Source organism: Ferrimonas sp. SCSIO 43195, assembly GCF_023716685.1.
In the GTDB taxonomy this organism is placed as follows: domain Bacteria; phylum Pseudomonadota; class Gammaproteobacteria; order Enterobacterales; family Shewanellaceae; genus Ferrimonas; species Ferrimonas kyonanensis.
Genome location: NZ_CP072679.1, coordinates 2,106,186 through 2,121,797, shown reverse-complemented (window position 1 = coordinate 2,121,797; position 15,612 = coordinate 2,106,186). Strand labels below are relative to the sequence as shown.

Below are 15,612 nucleotides of genomic sequence, written 5' to 3'. Positions count from 1 at the left end.
CACCATGCTCACACCCAAACCCCTAGCCGCGCTGGCCCTGTCTTCGCTGCTACTGAGCGCCTGCTCCCCTGCCCCCGAGGTACAGGGTAATAAAAAGTGGCAAGACAGCGCCCCACTGCAATACCAGTCCTGGCTGACCACAGAAGAAACCGTCGAGCGGGAAGACATGCTGGAGCAGCGTCCGCAGATGGTCGTATTGTGGGCCGGCAGTGCCTACGCCAAGGAGTTCCACAGTCCCCGCGGCCACCGCTTTGCCATCAGCGACGTCAGTAACACCCTGCGCACCGGCGTGGCACCGGCCTCGGCCGATGAAAAGGGCATGTCGGCCAGTTGCTGGACCTGTAAAGGCCCGGACGTGCCGAGGATGATGAACGAGATGGGTGAACTGGCTTTTGCTGGCAGCAACTTTACCGATCTAGGCCCGGAGATGGCCAATACCATCGGCTGCGCCGACTGCCATCAGGAGGGCACCAATGCCCTGACCCTGACCCGGCCTCACGCCCAAAAGGCCATGGCCAAGGTGAGCCTGCCGTTCGATGAACAGAACAGCAACATGCAGGGCGCCCAGACCTGTGGCCAATGTCACGTGACCTATTACTTCCAGCCGGAATCGAGCAACCGGGTCAACATTCCGTGGATCTTCGGCAGCAGTGCCGACGAGATTGAGCGCTACTACGACACCCGCCGCTACTACGAGTGGCTGCACCCGATTTCGCGCACGCCAATGCTTAAAGCCCGTCACCCGGAGTTTGAACACTGGAGCCGCAGCCAGCACGCCAAGCAAGGGGTCACCTGCGTGACCTGCCACATGCCGCAAAAGCAAACCGAAGACGGCCAGACTTACAGCGAGCACAACGTCGGCGGTGCACTGGACAACTTCGATCTGAGCTGCGTGGCCTGCCACGACAGCAAAGCCGAGCTAACCCAGGCCCTGGCTGACAACAAGGCCGCCATCGATGCCCTGCGCACCGAGATCGAACTGATGCTGGTCAAGGCCCACTACGAAGCCAAGGCCGCCTGGGATGCCGGTGCCGAGTGGTACTTTATGGATGAGCCGCTGATGGCCATTCGTCACGCCCAGTGGCGCTGGGATTTCGCCATGGCTTCCCACGGCATTCATGCCCACAACCCCGAGGAAGCGATGGCGCTGCTGACCGAGGCCAAGGCTCAGGCCGAACTGGCGCGCACTCAACTGGCCGAGATACTGACTCAGCTGGCAGTGACCGAGGTGGCCTACCCGGATCTGTCCAGCAAAGCAGCCGCCCAGGCGGCGGTGAAGTTGGACATGGAAGCGCTGAAATCAGAGAAGGCCAAGTTCATCAACGAACAGGTGTCTAAGCACTGGCCGGAAGCCGCCATGCGAGCCCTGAAGTACGAGCACTAACCCACCACTGAGTTTCAACCAACCCTTACCATCCGGGCCCTGTTTCAGGGCCCGGATTTTTTGTGCTGCTACCTAGGTTTAACAAAGCCAACGGCTGCTTGAGCTAAGGGTAAAGGAACGCCGAAGCCCAAAAATAAAGCATGAAATCCCCACCAGTACCTAGATGCCATACTGAGGCTGATCAGAGTCATCAGCTCTGAGTTCTCCCGAAGACGAAGCTTCACACTCTCCCGTTGCCACTCCCTTCGAGGCCCCTGAATAACCAAGAGTCATGCTGTTGCATGTTGACCAATAACCTCCAAGACGCCAATTACAGTCATCAGTGACAACAAAATCCTCCACACTGTGACCTGTCCCCTAGAAAACACCAACAAGAGAGGTGTACCGTAATAACCCCGTTAAATCAGTAAGATGCAGCCCATGATGCTGTAACTAGTGGGCGCAATAGCTCATCAATGGCGGAGCTTGGCTGAAATTTGGCACATGATAATCTTAAATCATTAAAAATCAGTAACATATAGGTTTGCACCTACTAACACAGGCAATGCAGCAGCAGAGTGTAGAGATGCACGAAGCTACATGATTTCGCATTTATCCGGGCCTAACCGGTTGTTCGAGATTGTTGACCTGATGGCAAAGAGGCAGCTTTGTTTTTCATAAGAAAAACACTAGCGACAGGCCGGCCCCTCTGCGCATCCAAGATAAGCGACAAGGATCCTTGGCAGGAAAGACCTCACATTGGCCGCACTATAGGTTGTTAAGTAGTAGATGAATTTATGAAGAAATTTCTAGCATTAATCATGAGTTTTCTAATTTTCGCTCCTTCTCATGCTGACACATCTAATTTCGTATCCTATCAAGATACTAAACCGGTACTTAAAAAACTCAGTTTAGGCCAAATGCCATACGAATTTTTTGGCCTTACAAGTAACGGTGTGGATTGTGTATATTTTGTTTTCGAAAATGGAATTTATTCTCTAGAATTCGAAGTGATGGTCGAACCACAGAAACACGTTGCTGAGAAGTTTAAGGAATGGGCGTCTATAAATGGTTTGCATGTTTCACAAACAACCTATGGGAACCAACCACAATACACCTCAACTTCAACAGCACCTGTTTACAGAGTTATTCTTGGCGGAAACTTAGAAGAAACATATAGATTTGGACTGTCCTTCTATCATTTTGCTTTTGGTTATGAAGAGAGCAAACTGTTTGAGTTGGTACCGTAAATTAATTTAACAAGGATAGAAATAATGGATCATGAAATAAAACCCTCTTTCAAGATCGCAACCCGTATTTGGTGGAACATCACTTGGAAAACGATTTTATTTAGCCTCCCATTTTCATTTGTTGGTGGCATAGCTGGCGCAATGATTGGTACGATTGTAAGTGGTGGAAACGATAATTTAGCAAATCTAATAGGTTCAATCTCATCTGCAATAACAGTAATACCCATTGCGATTTTAGTCATTAGCTCGAGCCTCAACGAATCATATGGTAAATACCGGGTTTCTCTAACCAAGACAGACAGTTATAAAAACTCACACCAACCTTATCAGTAAGCCACTAATTCACAAAAACCACAATATTGGTGTCTCTATATCCATTATCCACACAATACAGATCTAAAGGTATTATAGTTATGAGACGTTACCAGAAATTCAGGTTCGCATTAATTTTTCAGGTAGCTCTGACAGTTTTATTCAATATTGCACCACATCTATCAGAAAGTTTAAATACTCTGCTTTGGATAGTCGGTTTCTGCAACGGAATTTATATATTCATAATGATATTCAACTATTTCTGCCCTAGGTGTAAAAAAAATCAGGTCATGAAAGGATTGTATAGCTACTCTTTGCCCTCCGAGCGTTGTTGGAACTGCAAAGAAAAGATCGATTAGATGGTTACTAGGTACCGATTAACAAGACACACACGCTAACCGGTAACCTACTGATTTACAATGACCATAAGATGGGTGTCTTTGTAAATCCTTCATAAGATGGGTATCTCCGTAGCCTTTAATTAATTATCAGCGAAGCCAAACGGATGAAAATAAACAATGCATGAAAATAACTGCTTTAATTGTGGGGCACCATTACCATTTGCAATACATAGTAATGAAGTAAAGTGCACAACTTGCACAAAGATAAACTCTATCTCTGAAAATAATAAGAAAAAGTCAACAAAAAATAGAGTTGATAACAAGCCCCAAAATAGTAAGAATAAGTCGTTAGCCAGGAAGGTTTTTGACGGAGCCATCACTTCCATTTGTGTAGTATATTTTATTTTCTTTATCTCTGGAAAGTTAGGATATGATCTTAAAGAGTATTTTCATTTTTCTGTAGCATTTCCTCAAAAGGTTGAAATATCAAAATCTGATATACATAATTTTTCACTTGATGGAGTCAATGAACTGCTGAGACAGTTCCAAAGCCAGATAATTAGCCAGAGATGGCTTGATAGAGCATCAAGTAGATCACAGCTTAATGCTCAACAAATTAGAGATTGTCTAGCCACTAATGTTGTTTTAGATGATCACAAAGACGTATGGGTGGTTGAGTTTATATGTCAAACAGATTTTAAATACTCATCTGATAGCATTAAAATCACTAAAGAGATTAAAAATCGATTTGAGACATTCGTAAAGTCTAACAAATCAATCAAATAGGTTATGAAGGTAACCCGCTTTCTGGAAAAGACAATGACCTTAATGTTGCATCAAGAGTTTCTGATGATTAACGGGATAACTATGACAACTGTATCAGTAATGCACTAATTTAACGCGATTAGAAAGTGAGTGTTTCTATAGCCAGAAGTTAGAACCACTAATGTTGTGAAGGGATATGAATGACAAAAAAACAAAAATATGCAACGCTAATAATTTATGCAATTGTTGCTGGTTTTGGGTTCGACCTTATTGACAGTGTACCTGCCGTTGCATCAAATCTTGAGATTGCTGCTGCAATTTACCTGGCTTCGTTTATGACAATACTAATTGCCATTTCATCAAGCTTATTCAAGTTGAGTTTTAAAACACAATTTATCGGGTTTATTAATCCTGTGCAGTCAGAAAATAGAAATGCTTCAAGAGTTCCTTATGGGATTGCCGTTGGCGCGCTTACACTTTATTTTTCTGGAAACCTAGGAACAATGATCTTATCTACCACCCTTTTCTGTATCGGAGAACTCCTGTGTATAGAAAATCAAACTTCGGCCTTGCAATAGCGATTAACAATACATCCGCGCTATGCTTATCGGTAAGCTACTGATTTACTGGATCAAAAGATGGGTGTCTTTGTAACTAGGATTATACCGCTGTTGCTGTGCTCTTGTGTGATAACTTATTATCTTTTCATAAGAGGTGGCAAGTTTAAGCAGGCAAAGATAGTTTTAGCCGGTCTTGATCATATAGAGCAGGAATCAGTTTGCAGGAATTGTGGGGTAATTGCTGTTCTATCTGGTATGTCACCTTTATTTATTGGTTTTTTTCTTATGTGTTTCTATGTGGCGTGATAATCTTGGATTATTCAGATTTCACCTCAGTGCAAGATTATGAGTAGCGACCTACTAACAGGGCGGGGATGTGGCTGGGGGTGCCACAGGCCTTTTTCATAGCGATTTTCCCCATACTCCCCAGGTGTTACATCGCTGGCCGATGACCGCTTCGTGGGTCAGTCCTTTGGCAAGGGAAAGCAGTACTCAGTAAGCCCGAAGACCTGCGATACCAGAGAAAGTAGCTCATGCAAATGACGGTAAAAACATGACTAGATAATGGATGAATTTCTGGCTGAGGCTTGATAGCTTAGCTCGGTGCAACTTTTAGGACCAGACTCCATGTACACAGTGCTATATCAGTGGAAGATTCGCTCAGGCAAGCAGCAAGAGTTTATGAGCGCATGGGAAGAAGTCACTGACTACTACCTTAAAAACCATGAAGCCTTAGGCTCTAGGCTTCATCAGATCGATGACCATTCCTTTGCTGCCTATGCGCAGTGGGCCTCAAAGGCAGACAGAGATAAAGCTTTTGCCTCGGTTGATTCTCCAGACTCTGCAATTGAACGAATGCGGGCTTGCGTTGTAGATCGCTTAGATCCTATCGAAATGGTTATGATATTAGACAAACTGAAACAGAATGATTAAAGAGCAGAACCGACACTAAGGCTTCTCAAAGACCGCTTCGTGGCGGTAAGAGTCATTGACTCTTACCGCACAAGTGGGGATCAGTCTTAACCACCAGTAACGACCTTAGCTAGAACGCTTCGTTAACCGAGAAGTAGAAGCCGCTGTCTCCGTTGCCAAAGCCCATGTCCAGGCGCACGTTGACCCGGGGCTTCACCTCAAACCGATAGCCGACACCGACACTGTGCAGCCACTTATCGTCCCCCAACTGAGAGATGGAGTCAGATACCGTTCCCAGCCCGGCCCACACCACCATGCCGTGGCGGCCTCGCAGGTGCTGACGCCACTCCGCCTGGCCCAGGGTCATCTGTTTGCCCCGGTACTGGCCCTCTTCGTAGCCCCGTAAGCGGTGGCTGCCGCCCAGGTGGCTGAGCTGATCCCAGGGCACATCGCCGCTGCTGAACTCCGCCAACCATTGCCAGGCCAGTACCGCATCCAGTTGCGTCAGCGACAGGTAGTCGTTGTAGGTCAGGCTGTATTTCTCAAAGTCCTGATCCGATCCCAGTGCTTTGCTGAATACCGCCACATCCGCCTGCAGCAAATGCCCTTCACTGGCGTTGAGGACAAAATCGCGGCTGTCATGAACCAGATGCAGGGTCACGCCGGAGCTAACGATGGTGTCGGCGAAAAACGCTGGCCCACCACCAGACTCGTACGCCCCATCCAGATCCCGGGCTTTGGCCCTGGACAACTCATAGCCCACGCCGACGTAGGTCGCCGGTGCCACCCGCATCAGAAACTGCGGGGTGATCCCCAGGGCATTACGTTCAAAATCGGTTAACTGTGATTCATCGCGGCCGGCATCGATGCCGGTGCCGTAGAAGATGTCTGGCGACGAGGTGAATTCACCCTCGATGTAGAGGCGGTAACGATCATCGTCGAAAAACGACTTGTTGCGCACCTGCACGCCATAGGCGCCATTAACCGAGCCAAAACCGTTGATGGTAATGGAGCTGGGCTGAATGTTGCTGCTAACGTCGTCGGCCTGGTACAGGCCCACCGCCGAGATGCCAATACCAAACGACTTCTCCGGGGTGTAGAACGGCCCCGGCAACAGGCTCCAGTCGATGCCATCGTGGGGATCGTAGGCGCCATCGGCTCCCAACTCCTCCAAGACCCGATCCATCCACAGCGACGCCCGCTGCACCAGGCCGGTTTCGGCCTCACTATTTTCTGCAGCCGTTACTGCAGGGGCGGCCAGCAAGCAGGCCACCCCAATCCATGCTGATTTCATCAATTAGAATCGCCGTGATACAGAGGCAAAGTAGGTTTCGCGGTCGCCAAAGCCAATCTCACCTAATAACTCCCACTCACCGCGCCAGGAGTACATGGCACCGACCACGCCATTCCAGCGTGAGGTGCCTTTCTGAGAGACTTTGAACTTGCCGTCGCCGGCAATGGCCGCCACCTCAGGCAGCAGATCCGAGATGTTGCCGGATAACTCCTGATCCATGGCCATGTACATGCCACCAATGAAGGCGCGCATCTCGCTGCCACGGGCCAGTTCCCAGCGATAACCCACCCGTGGAGCACCGGTAAAGGTACCGATCTCACCGTCAAGGGCACTGAGGCTGGTGTAGGTGTAATTCATGTCGACCAGGGCAAACCAGTTGCCAATTCCCCCGGCCAGGGTGGTGCCGATGCCGTAGGAGCCGCCGTTCAGTTCCAGGGCAAACGGGGCGCCCTGAACCGCCGGACCGACGGCATCGATGGCGGCGCACAGCAACTTGTCACCCACGCCGCTGACTTTACTGGCGTCGCACCCCAGGGATTCGATGGTTGCCACCGAATCGCCATCGGTGTAGCCGATGATGCCGTACAGGTTCCAGAACGGGAACACCCACAGGTCGCCGCGTACGGTCACGTTGTAGCCATCGAAGTTGGCATTGGGGGCATCGACGCTTACCGCTTCCAGCAGATCGGTGCCGGTCAGACTGATGCTGTTCACCTCTACTGGGTTGCTAAGATCCATGTAGGACAACGACAAGCCGTAGGGTTTAGGGATGGTGTAGCCCCGAGCCCGGGCCTCGTCACCCCAGATGGGAAACAGCGAGCCCTGCTCTTCGGCGATGGCCGCCCCGCTCAGGGACGCCAGCAAAACGGTGGTGATAAAACGCGTCATATACATTCTCTGTAACAGATGGTGCACCGATTGATTCAAGGTGAGATACGTTTTGCCCTTGCAGTGATGTGGGCTACTCTCTAACATCCTAAGCTCTCACGCTTAGTGTGTATTTTCAATCGTGTAAAGCATGTGAAAACCGCTGATTGTAGCCATCGATCCCGGTTCAACCCAGAGATATCATCAATTAATTTGTTGGAATTCGTTTCAGAACCATGACTCTGTGCCGCCTTATTGTCGTCCCCAAGCTGACCTTACTGTTGGTCGGTCTAACGCTGCTGCTGAGCGCCTGCACCACCCAGTGGCAGGGACACCCGAGACCCGATGCCAATACCATCGCCCGCGCCCTCGGCCACCCTGGCGATGAGATTCAGCTGTGGGATCTGCCCAGCGACAGCATGCCGGATTTTCCCCTGCCCAAAAGCCTGCGCCCCTGCTGCGCCTTTGGCAACATGCAGAAGGTCAAGGTCGGTGCCCTGCCGATCCCGTTGTACCGGCTCGGCAACACCGTCGATGTTAACGACGTCGGCCCGCACACCTACGACGGCGGCATGCTTGGCTTTACCCGCTCCAGCGTCAGTGCCACCCGTCATGCGGGTACCGAGAACAACGGCATTGTCTACACCAAGCGCGGTGGCTTCATCGATCTCGCCCACGTACGCGACACCGCCGACGACACCATGGGCCTGTTTTTCCCGATCTTTAAACACCTGGGCCAGCAGCAGGTGATTGAGCTGGATGGTGAGATTGGCCGCCGTTACGTTCATCTGCACGCGTTCGATGCCTCCAATCTGAGCAACCATCAGCGTTGGCAACTGGCCGCCGCCCTCGCCGCCCGACTGGCCTACTTCAAGGCCGAGTCCCACGAAATTGCCCAGTGGCGGGGCTACGCCAGCCTGGCCAGTTGGCCGGAAACCGTATCCGCCTACAGCCCGGAAGATCTGTACTCCAACATGCTGGGCGCCAAGCTGTCGCTGGCACTGATCCAATCCAAGCTGGTGCTCAACAGCCAGCTGTACGATCAGAGCATGACGGTGTGGCTGGAAGAGGCACTGAAATGGCTCGGCGGGGTCAGTGCCAAAGAGACCAATGCCCTGTTTGATGTGGTCGACGGCCACTGGTGGGATTCCAGCCGCGCCATTCCAGAAAAATACCTGGTGCTGAAACGCCACTACCTGATGGGCGACGCCCAGCAGCCGCACCGGGTGCCAGTGGCTCTGGCCCGCAGTCACTCACAATGGCCGGCGCTGGCGGCGATGTACGTCGGCCAGCCACAGAGCCAGCCGCTGTCTCTGGCCAGCACTCTGTTTGGGTTGTCTTTGGATGAGATTGGCGAACTGCGGCTGGAGGTCGACCCGGCCTATCAGGCCAGCTTTGCCCACTTGCCTGAAACCCTGTGGCAACAGGGCTTCAGTCATCGCCAGTTTGGGGCGATCGCCGCGGCCGACGAGCGCCTGGATCAGGCAGAACTGGCGGAATTGGGTCACTAACTCAGGGTCAGCAGCACCTCTTGCAGGCGCTGCCACTGTTCGGCACTGGCGGGCAAACCGACCCGCAAGCCGTCCTTTTCATCGGTCAGGCGCACCAGAATGCCCTGCTGACACAGTTGCCGGTGCCACTGCTCGGCGCGATCGCAGAGCAGGGTCTGAAACAGCGGCGTGCCAGATAGGGTACCCGGCAACGACGACAGCATCGCCGCCAGTCGCAGCGCCGCCCGCTCCAGCCGTGCCCGTTGAGACTGTTGCCAGGCCCGATCCGCCAGCGCCTGACGGCAGGCTTCTCGCGACGGTCCGGCCACGGTCCACGGGCCCAGCAGATCCGTCAGCGCGGTCAGCACTTGCTGTTCTGCCAGCACAAAACCGGCGCGAATGCCCGCCAGACCAAAGAACTTACCAATGGATCGCAGCACCACCAGGTTCGGCTGCGGGCACCAATGGCTGATGGACTCCTTAGGGTCGACATCGGCGAACGCTTCATCCACCACCAGGGTGCCGCCCTGCTCGGCCAGCTGTCGGTGCCACTGCATCAGCCGCATCGACGACACTCGATGACCGGTGGGATTATTGGGGTTGATCACCACCAGCGCCTGCACCTGAGCCAGCATTGCCGAGTCGGGCTCTTTGTCGTACAGCTCCGGCCGCCAACCGGCGCGAAGCCAGGCTTTCTGATGCTCCTTGTAGCCAACTCGGGGCAAGGCCACCACCGGCTCTGACGGCAACGCATTAAGGGTTTTCAGCACTCTGGGCAGCGCCTGAATTGCCGCCTGCGAACCGGCCACCGGCAGCAGCGACTGACAGTCGTAATAACTGCGGGCCACCCTCTCCAAACCATCTTCCTCCTCTGGCAGCCGGTTCCACTGCTCCAGGGGAATGGGCTCCAGAGGGTAGGTCCAGGGGCTGACGCCGGTGGACAAGTCCAGCCACTGAGATCGCTCAATGCCAAATTCGGCCACCGCCTGTCTCAGGCGACCACCATGGTGCAATGCGCTCATAAGGCGCCCTCCACTGCAACTGCTAACAAAATCAGGGCACCCGCCCACAGCACGGCGCCCCGGTTCACCAAGGCCACCGCTGGGTCGATGGCACGCCAATCCGCCTGCGGCCCCTGCCCCAGTAACGGCTTGTCGCACTGGTAACCCTCGTACTCGGCGCTGCCACCGATGGTCACGCCCAGGGCGCCAGCGCCACTGGCCATCACCGGCCCGCCGTTGGGGCTGGCACATTGGCGCCCCTGCTGCCAGGCGCAGCGTAGCGCCGTGGCCAGCCGGCCCTGACCGGCGCCCTGAATGGCGTAGGTCATCACGCACAGCCGCGCTGGCAGGTAGTTAAGCAGATCATCCCAGCGAGCCGCCGCCCAGCCAAATTGACGGTACTTGGCGTTTTTATAACCCCAGCGGGCATCCAGGGTATTGGCTATGCGGTAGATAATGGCGCCCGGCGCCCCTGCCACCATATACCAGAACAGGGTACCAAACACGGCGTCATTGCCATTTTCTAACATCGACTCCACCGTGGCACTGACCACCTGGGCCTCCGTTAACGACTGAGTCTTGCGGCTAACGATGTAGCCAACCCGCTCTCTGGCCAGCGAAAGATCCCGCTGTTTTAATGCCACCGCCACCGCCTGGCCATGCTCGCCGAGGCTGCGACCGCCGAGACACAGGTACAGCACCACCGCCTCGACCCACCAGGGCCAGGGCAAGGCCATCAACAACAATGCCGGCAGTGTCAGCACCGCCAGCGCCACTGCGCCGCGCCAGCGTCGATCGCCATACAGTTTCTGCTCTGCCAGAGTAATAAGGCGTCCCAAACCGATTAATGGATGAAACCGCGTCGGTTCGCCCAGAAGGCGGTCCAGCAGCAGTGCCAGGCACACCACCAGTGCCACTTGCCAGCAGTCGGCCGCCATCAACATGAGATCACCAAGGCCTGCTGTTGCTCACAGGCTCGTTGCCACTGTTCCAGCGAGTCCTGCGCCAGTTCGTGCACCAGGTGCTCGGGCTCGATGGCCGCCAGCAGCGGCCGCAGATCGGTTTCGGTAAACGGATGGTGACCGTCTATCTGTGTTACGTGTTTCAATGCTCGCTCCAGTCGATACCAGAAATCGGGGCAGCCCTGATACGGGTCGGCCTGAGTCTTGGCCGCCTCAATGTAGGCGCCATTGAGGCTGCAATTCAGGTGCAGGGTATGAATCTCGTCAGTCAGATCCAGCGATTTTAACCGCTGCTGCAAGAACGCCACGCCCTCCTGCTCGCTGCGCAGGCCGGTATGGGTAGCCATCATGTGGCCGGCATCAAAGCACAGGCCGCAATTGTCGTAATTGACCCACTGACGCAGGGTGTCGTACTCCTCGCGGCTGTCGAGACGAAAGCTGCCGGGCCACCACAGGTTTTCAAACAGCAGCCGTCCGGAAAAATGACTCTGGGCCAGGGCGGCGTTGATCAACTCGGCACACACCTTGAGGGTGTCGCGCCAGTGCCAGGGAAACTGCTGACTGAACAGGTTGTCCATGTCACAGGTGACTGGATGAAACACCACGTAAGGGGCCCCCAGATCGGCGGCCAGGTTCAGCTGGTGCACATAGATGGCCACCAGATGCTCGGGATCGCGACTGCCGTAGAAATGTTCCACGGTTTGCCAATCGTCAAACATGGCCATCAGCGCGGTCGTATCCTGCTGCCAGAACGGGGTCAGAATCGGGAAAAACGTCAGGTGCAGCCCCCCCACCAGATCCATGGGCACCTGGCTGGCCTCAAACTGCCCATGGGGCGCGATCTCGTAGCCATCCAGCCCTGCCGCCTGCAGCCACTGCCGAGCATGAGACCAGTCTCGCAGCAGGTGTCCGGGGGCCGGATTGACGGTCACATTCAGCAGTTGCTTCATAGGTAGCCTTGGTTGAACATCGCCACCAGTACCAGCAGGGTCATCAGCTCCACCACCTGCTCGGTGGCGCCGAGGGTATCGCCGGTGTAGCCCTGAATGTGACGGTTCATGTTCCACACCATGAAGGCGAAGGCGGCGCTCCAGGCCAGCACCAACACCGCCGCGGCCTCGTAAGGCAGCGCCAACAGAGGCACCGCGGCGCAGATCATCAGCGTCAGCTGGGCCAGGTAGCCCGGGGCGCGATCCCGCTGCGGCGTTTTGCTGTTGCCTTCATCCCGGGCATAGGGCAGCAAGACCGGCACCAGACCGGCTACGGCGCGGCCGCCAGCGTGGCAGATCACCAGTGCCAGCATCGCCAGCCCCAGTGGCAGCATCGATAACGCCACCGCCTTGATGGCAAAGGCCGCCACCAGGGCCAGTACGCCGTAGGTGCCGATCTGGCTGTCTTTCATGATCTCAAGCTTGCGCTGTCGCAGCCAGTGACCGCCAAAGCCGTCGCACCAATCCGCCAGTCCATCCTCATGGAAGGCACCGGTCAGTCGCAGCACCAGCACCAAGGTCAGAACCACCGCCAACGGCTGGCCAAGATAAGGTTCAAGCAGCCACAGACACCCGGCTGCCAGCGCGCCAATCAACAGGCCGACCAGGGCAAACCAACGGGCCGCTCGGGCGACGCTGTCGCCATCGAACGGCACCCAGGCCGGCATCGGCAGGCGGGTCAGAAACCCCAGGGCGGTCAGAATCAATTTTGGCTGCATTAGGACTCCTTGATGGCATCAAACCAGCGCGCCACCAGCGCCGGGGCACTGGCAAAGTACCAGTGAACGTAGGAGGCCACCACTCGGCGGTGACTGTATACCGGCTCTCCGACTCGAACCCGGCCGCTCTGCACCGCCTCGGTGACCGGAGTCAGGCGAATGTCGCTGCTGGAGTAATGGAAACAGTGGCCCTTGATTCGAGATTGATCCAGCTCGGCGGTCAAGATGCCGATCCCCTGCAGCCGTGACTGCATGGCCGCGGTCCCCGGCAGCGCCCCCACCATGGTGTGGCTCTGTCCCTCAATATCGATCAGCTGTTCCAGCAGGTACAGCATGCCGCCGCACTCGGCCACCAGCGGTTTATTGGCCTCGACATGGTCGCGAATCTGCCGCGACAAGGTGGCATTGGCGCCCAGAGCGCCGGTGTGCAGCTCCGGATAGCCACCGGGCAAATACAGGCTGTCACAACTCGGCAGCGGGTCCCCGGCCAGGGGCGAGAATGTCACCACCTCGGCCCCAAGTTGCGTCAGCAAAGACAGGTTGTCGTGATAGACAAAGGCAAAGGCGGCATCCTGGGCCACGGCGATGCGTTGCCCGGCCAGGGGCTGACCCAGTGTCTGTAGCGCCGCGTCTGCGGGAGCCGGGTGAAACGCCACCGGCTTTGGCAGCGGCATGTCGCAGCTTTGACCCAATTTATCGGCGGCGGCATCCAGCCAGGCGTCCAGCTCAGGCAACTCCTCGGCCTGCACCAGCCCCAGATGGCGGTCTGGCAGCGCCAGCGTCTCATCCCGGGGCAACCAGCCACAAAACTCAATGCTGTCCGGCACGCTGTGGCGTAGCAGGGTGGCATGGCCGGCACTGCCCACCTGGTTGGCCACCACCCCAAACAGGGTCACGTCTTCGCGATAGTGGGCCAGGCCACAGGCAATGGCACCAAAGGTCTGGGCCATCTTGGCCGCCGGAATCACCGCCAGCGCCGGCACCCCGAAGGCCACCGCCAGATCGGCGCTGGAGGTGGTGCCATCGAACATCCCCATCACCCCCTCGATCAGGATAAGGTCCGCCTCCTGGGCGGCCCGATGAAGATGGCGGCGGCACTGGGTTTCCCCCATCATGCCCAGATCCAGTTGATAGGCGGGCTCGCCGCTGGCCACCTCATGAAACTTGGGATCGATAAAATCCGGGCCGGTCTTAAACACCCGCACCCGTTTGCCGCGATTGCGCCAGTAACGGGCCATGGCCGCCACCACCGTGGTTTTACCGCTGTCGCTGGCCGGTGCGGTCACCAGCAGCGCCGGGCAATGAGCCACCGTCATGAGCGCCACCCCGCCACCGGGGCAAACAGGGTATCCAGATCCAGGTGCGCTTCCAGGGCATCGGCCAGGCGATCGATGCCCTGCTCCCGCAGTGCCGCCATGTCCTGAGCCTTGGCATGGGGCGCCTCCAGGCCCGCCCAGCGCAGCAACAGATTGCAGGCCTGGGGCTGATCAAACACGCCATGAAGGTAACCGCCCAGCACCTGACCATCGGCCGAGCAGGCGCCATCGGCGCTGCCATCCAGTTCAAACGGGTGTTGACCGCTGACCTCGGTATGGCCAGCATGAATCTCATAGCCTTCCACTGCGGCGGTTTCCCCCAGCAGAGTCAGTTGTCCCCGAACCCGGGTCAACTGCTTGGCGCTGGCCAGTGTGGTGCGGGTCGCCAGGTACCCCAAACCCTCGCTGCTGCCGGGCTGGCCTTCGACCCCCAGGGGATCGTCGATGCTCTGGCCCAACATCTGATAGCCGCCACAGATACCGATCACCTTGCCGCCAAAGCGCAGGTGACGGGCGATTTGCGCATCCCACCCTTGCTCCCGAAGGGCCTGAAGATCGGCGCGGGTGCTTTTGGAACCCGGCAGAATGATCAGGTCTGCCGGTGGCAATGGCTGGCCGGGGCGCACAAACTGCAGGTCCACCTTGGGATGCAGTCGCAGGGCGTCGAAATCGGTGTGATTGCTGATGCGCGGCAGGCCGGGCACCACCACCCGAAACCGGGCGTCCTCATCGGTCTGCTGGACGTTAATGGCGTCTTCCGCCTCCAGGTATAACCCCTTTAAGTAAGGCACCACCCCCAGCACCGGCACGCCAGTCTTCTGTTCCAGCCATTCCAGGCCAGAGTCCAGCAAGCTCGGGTCACCACGAAAGCGGTTGATGATAAAGCCCTTCACCAGGCTTTTTTCCTGTTCCGACAGCAGTTCATAGGTGCCGTACAGGTGGGCAAATACGCCGCCGCGATCGATGTCGGCGACGATCACCACCGGCACATTTGCTGCCAGGGCAAAGCCCATGTTGGCGATGTCGTGCTCACGCAGATTGATCTCTGCCGGGCTACCGGCGCCTTCCACCAGGCGGGCGTCCGCCTGCTGGCCCAGCTCCTCAAAGGTGTCTACCACCAGTTGCAGCAGCTTGGGCTTAAAATCGTGATAGCCGCGGGCGTCCATGTCGGACAACGCCTTGCCACGAACAATCACCTGGGCGCCGGTATCGGTGTTGGGCTTGAGCAACACCGGGTTCATCAACACGCTGGGCTCGAGCCGGCAGGCCTGGGCCTGCACCGCCTGCGCCCGGCCAATTTCGCCGCCCTCTTTGGTCACGGCGCTGTTCAGTGCCATGTTCTGAGGTTTAAATGGGGCCACCCGCACGCCGCGACGGGCCAACACCCGACACAACCCCGCCACCATCACGCTTTTTCCGGCATCACTGGTGGTGCCCTGAACCATTAACGAATAACTGCTCATCGTCTCTC

At 56.0% G+C, this 15,612-nt stretch carries 15 protein-coding genes; 7 read left to right on the top strand and 8 right to left on the bottom strand.

Annotated features, from left to right (window positions below):
• The first annotated feature begins 4 nt into the window (after positions 1-4).
• The 6 genes from J8Z22_RS10045 to J8Z22_RS10020 all read left to right on the top strand — a co-directional run bounded on the left by J8Z22_RS10045 (position 5) and on the right by J8Z22_RS10020 (position 5,524).
• Positions 5-1,384, top strand: coding sequence for an ammonia-forming cytochrome c nitrite reductase subunit c552 (locus J8Z22_RS10045; protein ID WP_252010255.1), 1,380 nt, complete (start codon positions 5-7; stop codon positions 1,382-1,384).
• 776 nt (positions 1,385-2,160) lie between these two features.
• Positions 2,161-2,613 carry a hypothetical protein gene (locus J8Z22_RS10040; protein WP_252010254.1) on the top strand — a complete coding sequence of 151 codons (453 nt, stop codon included), beginning with the start codon at positions 2,161-2,163 and terminating at the stop codon, positions 2,611-2,613.
• Positions 2,614-2,637: 24 nt separating this feature from the next.
• The gene (locus tag J8Z22_RS10035) at positions 2,638-2,946 is read left to right on the top strand and encodes a hypothetical protein (protein ID WP_252010253.1); all 309 of its coding nucleotides are present in this window, start codon (positions 2,638-2,640) and stop codon (positions 2,944-2,946) included.
• 497 nt (positions 2,947-3,443) lie between these two features.
• Entirely contained in the window at positions 3,444-4,052 is a 609-nt protein-coding gene (locus J8Z22_RS10030; RefSeq protein ID WP_252010252.1) for a hypothetical protein, read from the top strand.
• 179 nt (positions 4,053-4,231) lie between these two features.
• Positions 4,232-4,609, top strand: coding sequence for a hypothetical protein (locus J8Z22_RS10025; RefSeq protein ID WP_252010251.1), 378 nt, complete (start codon positions 4,232-4,234; stop codon positions 4,607-4,609).
• Between the two features lie 609 nt (positions 4,610-5,218).
• On the top strand, positions 5,219-5,524 hold the full coding sequence (locus J8Z22_RS10020) for an antibiotic biosynthesis monooxygenase (RefSeq protein ID WP_252010250.1): 306 nt from the start codon (positions 5,219-5,221) through the stop codon (positions 5,522-5,524).
• A gap of 109 nt (positions 5,525-5,633) precedes the next feature.
• On the opposite strand, the gene J8Z22_RS10015 is transcribed toward J8Z22_RS10020, so the two are convergent.
• On the bottom strand, positions 5,634-6,797 hold the full coding sequence (locus J8Z22_RS10015) for a BamA/TamA family outer membrane protein (protein WP_252010249.1): 1,164 nt from the start codon (positions 6,795-6,797) through the stop codon (positions 5,634-5,636).
• Positions 6,798-6,800: 3 nt separating this feature from the next.
• Positions 6,801-7,685 carry a hypothetical protein gene (locus J8Z22_RS10010; protein ID WP_051252548.1) on the bottom strand — a complete coding sequence of 295 codons (885 nt, stop codon included), beginning with the start codon at positions 7,683-7,685 and terminating at the stop codon, positions 6,801-6,803.
• A gap of 215 nt (positions 7,686-7,900) precedes the next feature.
• Here J8Z22_RS10010 and J8Z22_RS10005 point away from each other — a divergent pair, with 215 nt between their 5' ends.
• Entirely contained in the window at positions 7,901-9,175 is a 1,275-nt protein-coding gene (locus tag J8Z22_RS10005) for a DUF4056 domain-containing protein (protein ID WP_252010248.1), read from the top strand.
• Here the strand turns inward: J8Z22_RS10005 and cobD are convergent.
• Genes cobD through J8Z22_RS09975 form a run of 6 tightly spaced genes read right to left on the bottom strand, consistent with a single transcriptional unit; the run spans position 9,172 to position 15,604 of the window.
• The gene (gene cobD / locus J8Z22_RS10000; RefSeq protein WP_252010247.1) at positions 9,172-10,176 is read right to left on the bottom strand and encodes a threonine-phosphate decarboxylase CobD; all 1,005 of its coding nucleotides are present in this window, start codon (positions 10,174-10,176) and stop codon (positions 9,172-9,174) included. The two genes, J8Z22_RS10005 and cobD, sit on opposite strands and share 4 nt — an antisense overlap.
• On the bottom strand, positions 10,173-11,099 hold the full coding sequence (gene cbiB / locus J8Z22_RS09995) for an adenosylcobinamide-phosphate synthase CbiB (protein ID WP_252010246.1): 927 nt from the start codon (positions 11,097-11,099) through the stop codon (positions 10,173-10,175). The genes cobD and cbiB overlap by 4 nt, the downstream gene beginning before the upstream one ends.
• Complete coding sequence (locus J8Z22_RS09990; protein ID WP_252010245.1) at positions 11,093-12,067, bottom strand: TIM barrel protein; 975 nt, start codon at positions 12,065-12,067, stop codon at positions 11,093-11,095. The genes cbiB and J8Z22_RS09990 overlap by 7 nt, the downstream gene beginning before the upstream one ends.
• Entirely contained in the window at positions 12,064-12,825 is a 762-nt protein-coding gene (cobS, locus tag J8Z22_RS09985) for an adenosylcobinamide-GDP ribazoletransferase (protein WP_252010244.1), read from the bottom strand. Before cobS ends, J8Z22_RS09990 begins: the two co-directional genes overlap by 4 nt.
• Entirely contained in the window at positions 12,825-14,141 is a 1,317-nt protein-coding gene (locus J8Z22_RS09980; protein WP_252010243.1) for a cobyrinate a,c-diamide synthase, read from the bottom strand. Before J8Z22_RS09980 ends, cobS begins: the two co-directional genes overlap by 1 nt.
• Entirely contained in the window at positions 14,138-15,604 is a 1,467-nt protein-coding gene (locus J8Z22_RS09975) for a cobyric acid synthase (protein WP_252010242.1), read from the bottom strand. The genes J8Z22_RS09980 and J8Z22_RS09975 overlap by 4 nt, the downstream gene beginning before the upstream one ends.
• Positions 15,605-15,612 lie beyond the last annotated feature (8 nt).

Excerpts from the sequence above, each read along its gene's own strand:
- J8Z22_RS10045 (WP_252010255.1), top strand. The coding sequence starts at position 5 with ATGCTCACACCCAAACCCCTAGCCGCGCTGGCCCTGTCTTCGCTGCTA.
- J8Z22_RS10040 (WP_252010254.1), top strand. The coding sequence starts at position 2,161 with ATGAAGAAATTTCTAGCATTAATCATGAGTTTTCTAATTTTCGCTCCT.
- J8Z22_RS10035 (WP_252010253.1), top strand. The coding sequence starts at position 2,638 with ATGGATCATGAAATAAAACCCTCTTTCAAGATCGCAACCCGTATTTGG.
- J8Z22_RS10030 (WP_252010252.1), top strand. The coding sequence starts at position 3,444 with ATGCATGAAAATAACTGCTTTAATTGTGGGGCACCATTACCATTTGCA.
- J8Z22_RS10025 (WP_252010251.1), top strand. The coding sequence starts at position 4,232 with ATGACAAAAAAACAAAAATATGCAACGCTAATAATTTATGCAATTGTT.
- J8Z22_RS10020 (WP_252010250.1), top strand. The coding sequence starts at position 5,219 with ATGTACACAGTGCTATATCAGTGGAAGATTCGCTCAGGCAAGCAGCAA.
- J8Z22_RS10015 (WP_252010249.1), bottom strand. The coding sequence starts at position 6,797 with ATGAAATCAGCATGGATTGGGGTGGCCTGCTTGCTGGCCGCCCCTGCA.
- J8Z22_RS10010 (WP_051252548.1), bottom strand. The coding sequence starts at position 7,685 with ATGACGCGTTTTATCACCACCGTTTTGCTGGCGTCCCTGAGCGGGGCG.
- J8Z22_RS10005 (WP_252010248.1), top strand. The coding sequence starts at position 7,901 with ATGACTCTGTGCCGCCTTATTGTCGTCCCCAAGCTGACCTTACTGTTG.
- cobD (WP_252010247.1), bottom strand. The coding sequence starts at position 10,176 with ATGAGCGCATTGCACCATGGTGGTCGCCTGAGACAGGCGGTGGCCGAA.
- cbiB (WP_252010246.1), bottom strand. The coding sequence starts at position 11,099 with ATGTTGATGGCGGCCGACTGCTGGCAAGTGGCACTGGTGGTGTGCCTG.
- J8Z22_RS09990 (WP_252010245.1), bottom strand. The coding sequence starts at position 12,067 with ATGAAGCAACTGCTGAATGTGACCGTCAATCCGGCCCCCGGACACCTG.
- cobS (WP_252010244.1), bottom strand. The coding sequence starts at position 12,825 with ATGCAGCCAAAATTGATTCTGACCGCCCTGGGGTTTCTGACCCGCCTG.
- J8Z22_RS09980 (WP_252010243.1), bottom strand. The coding sequence starts at position 14,141 with ATGACGGTGGCTCATTGCCCGGCGCTGCTGGTGACCGCACCGGCCAGC.
- J8Z22_RS09975 (WP_252010242.1), bottom strand. The coding sequence starts at position 15,604 with ATGAGCAGTTATTCGTTAATGGTTCAGGGCACCACCAGTGATGCCGGA.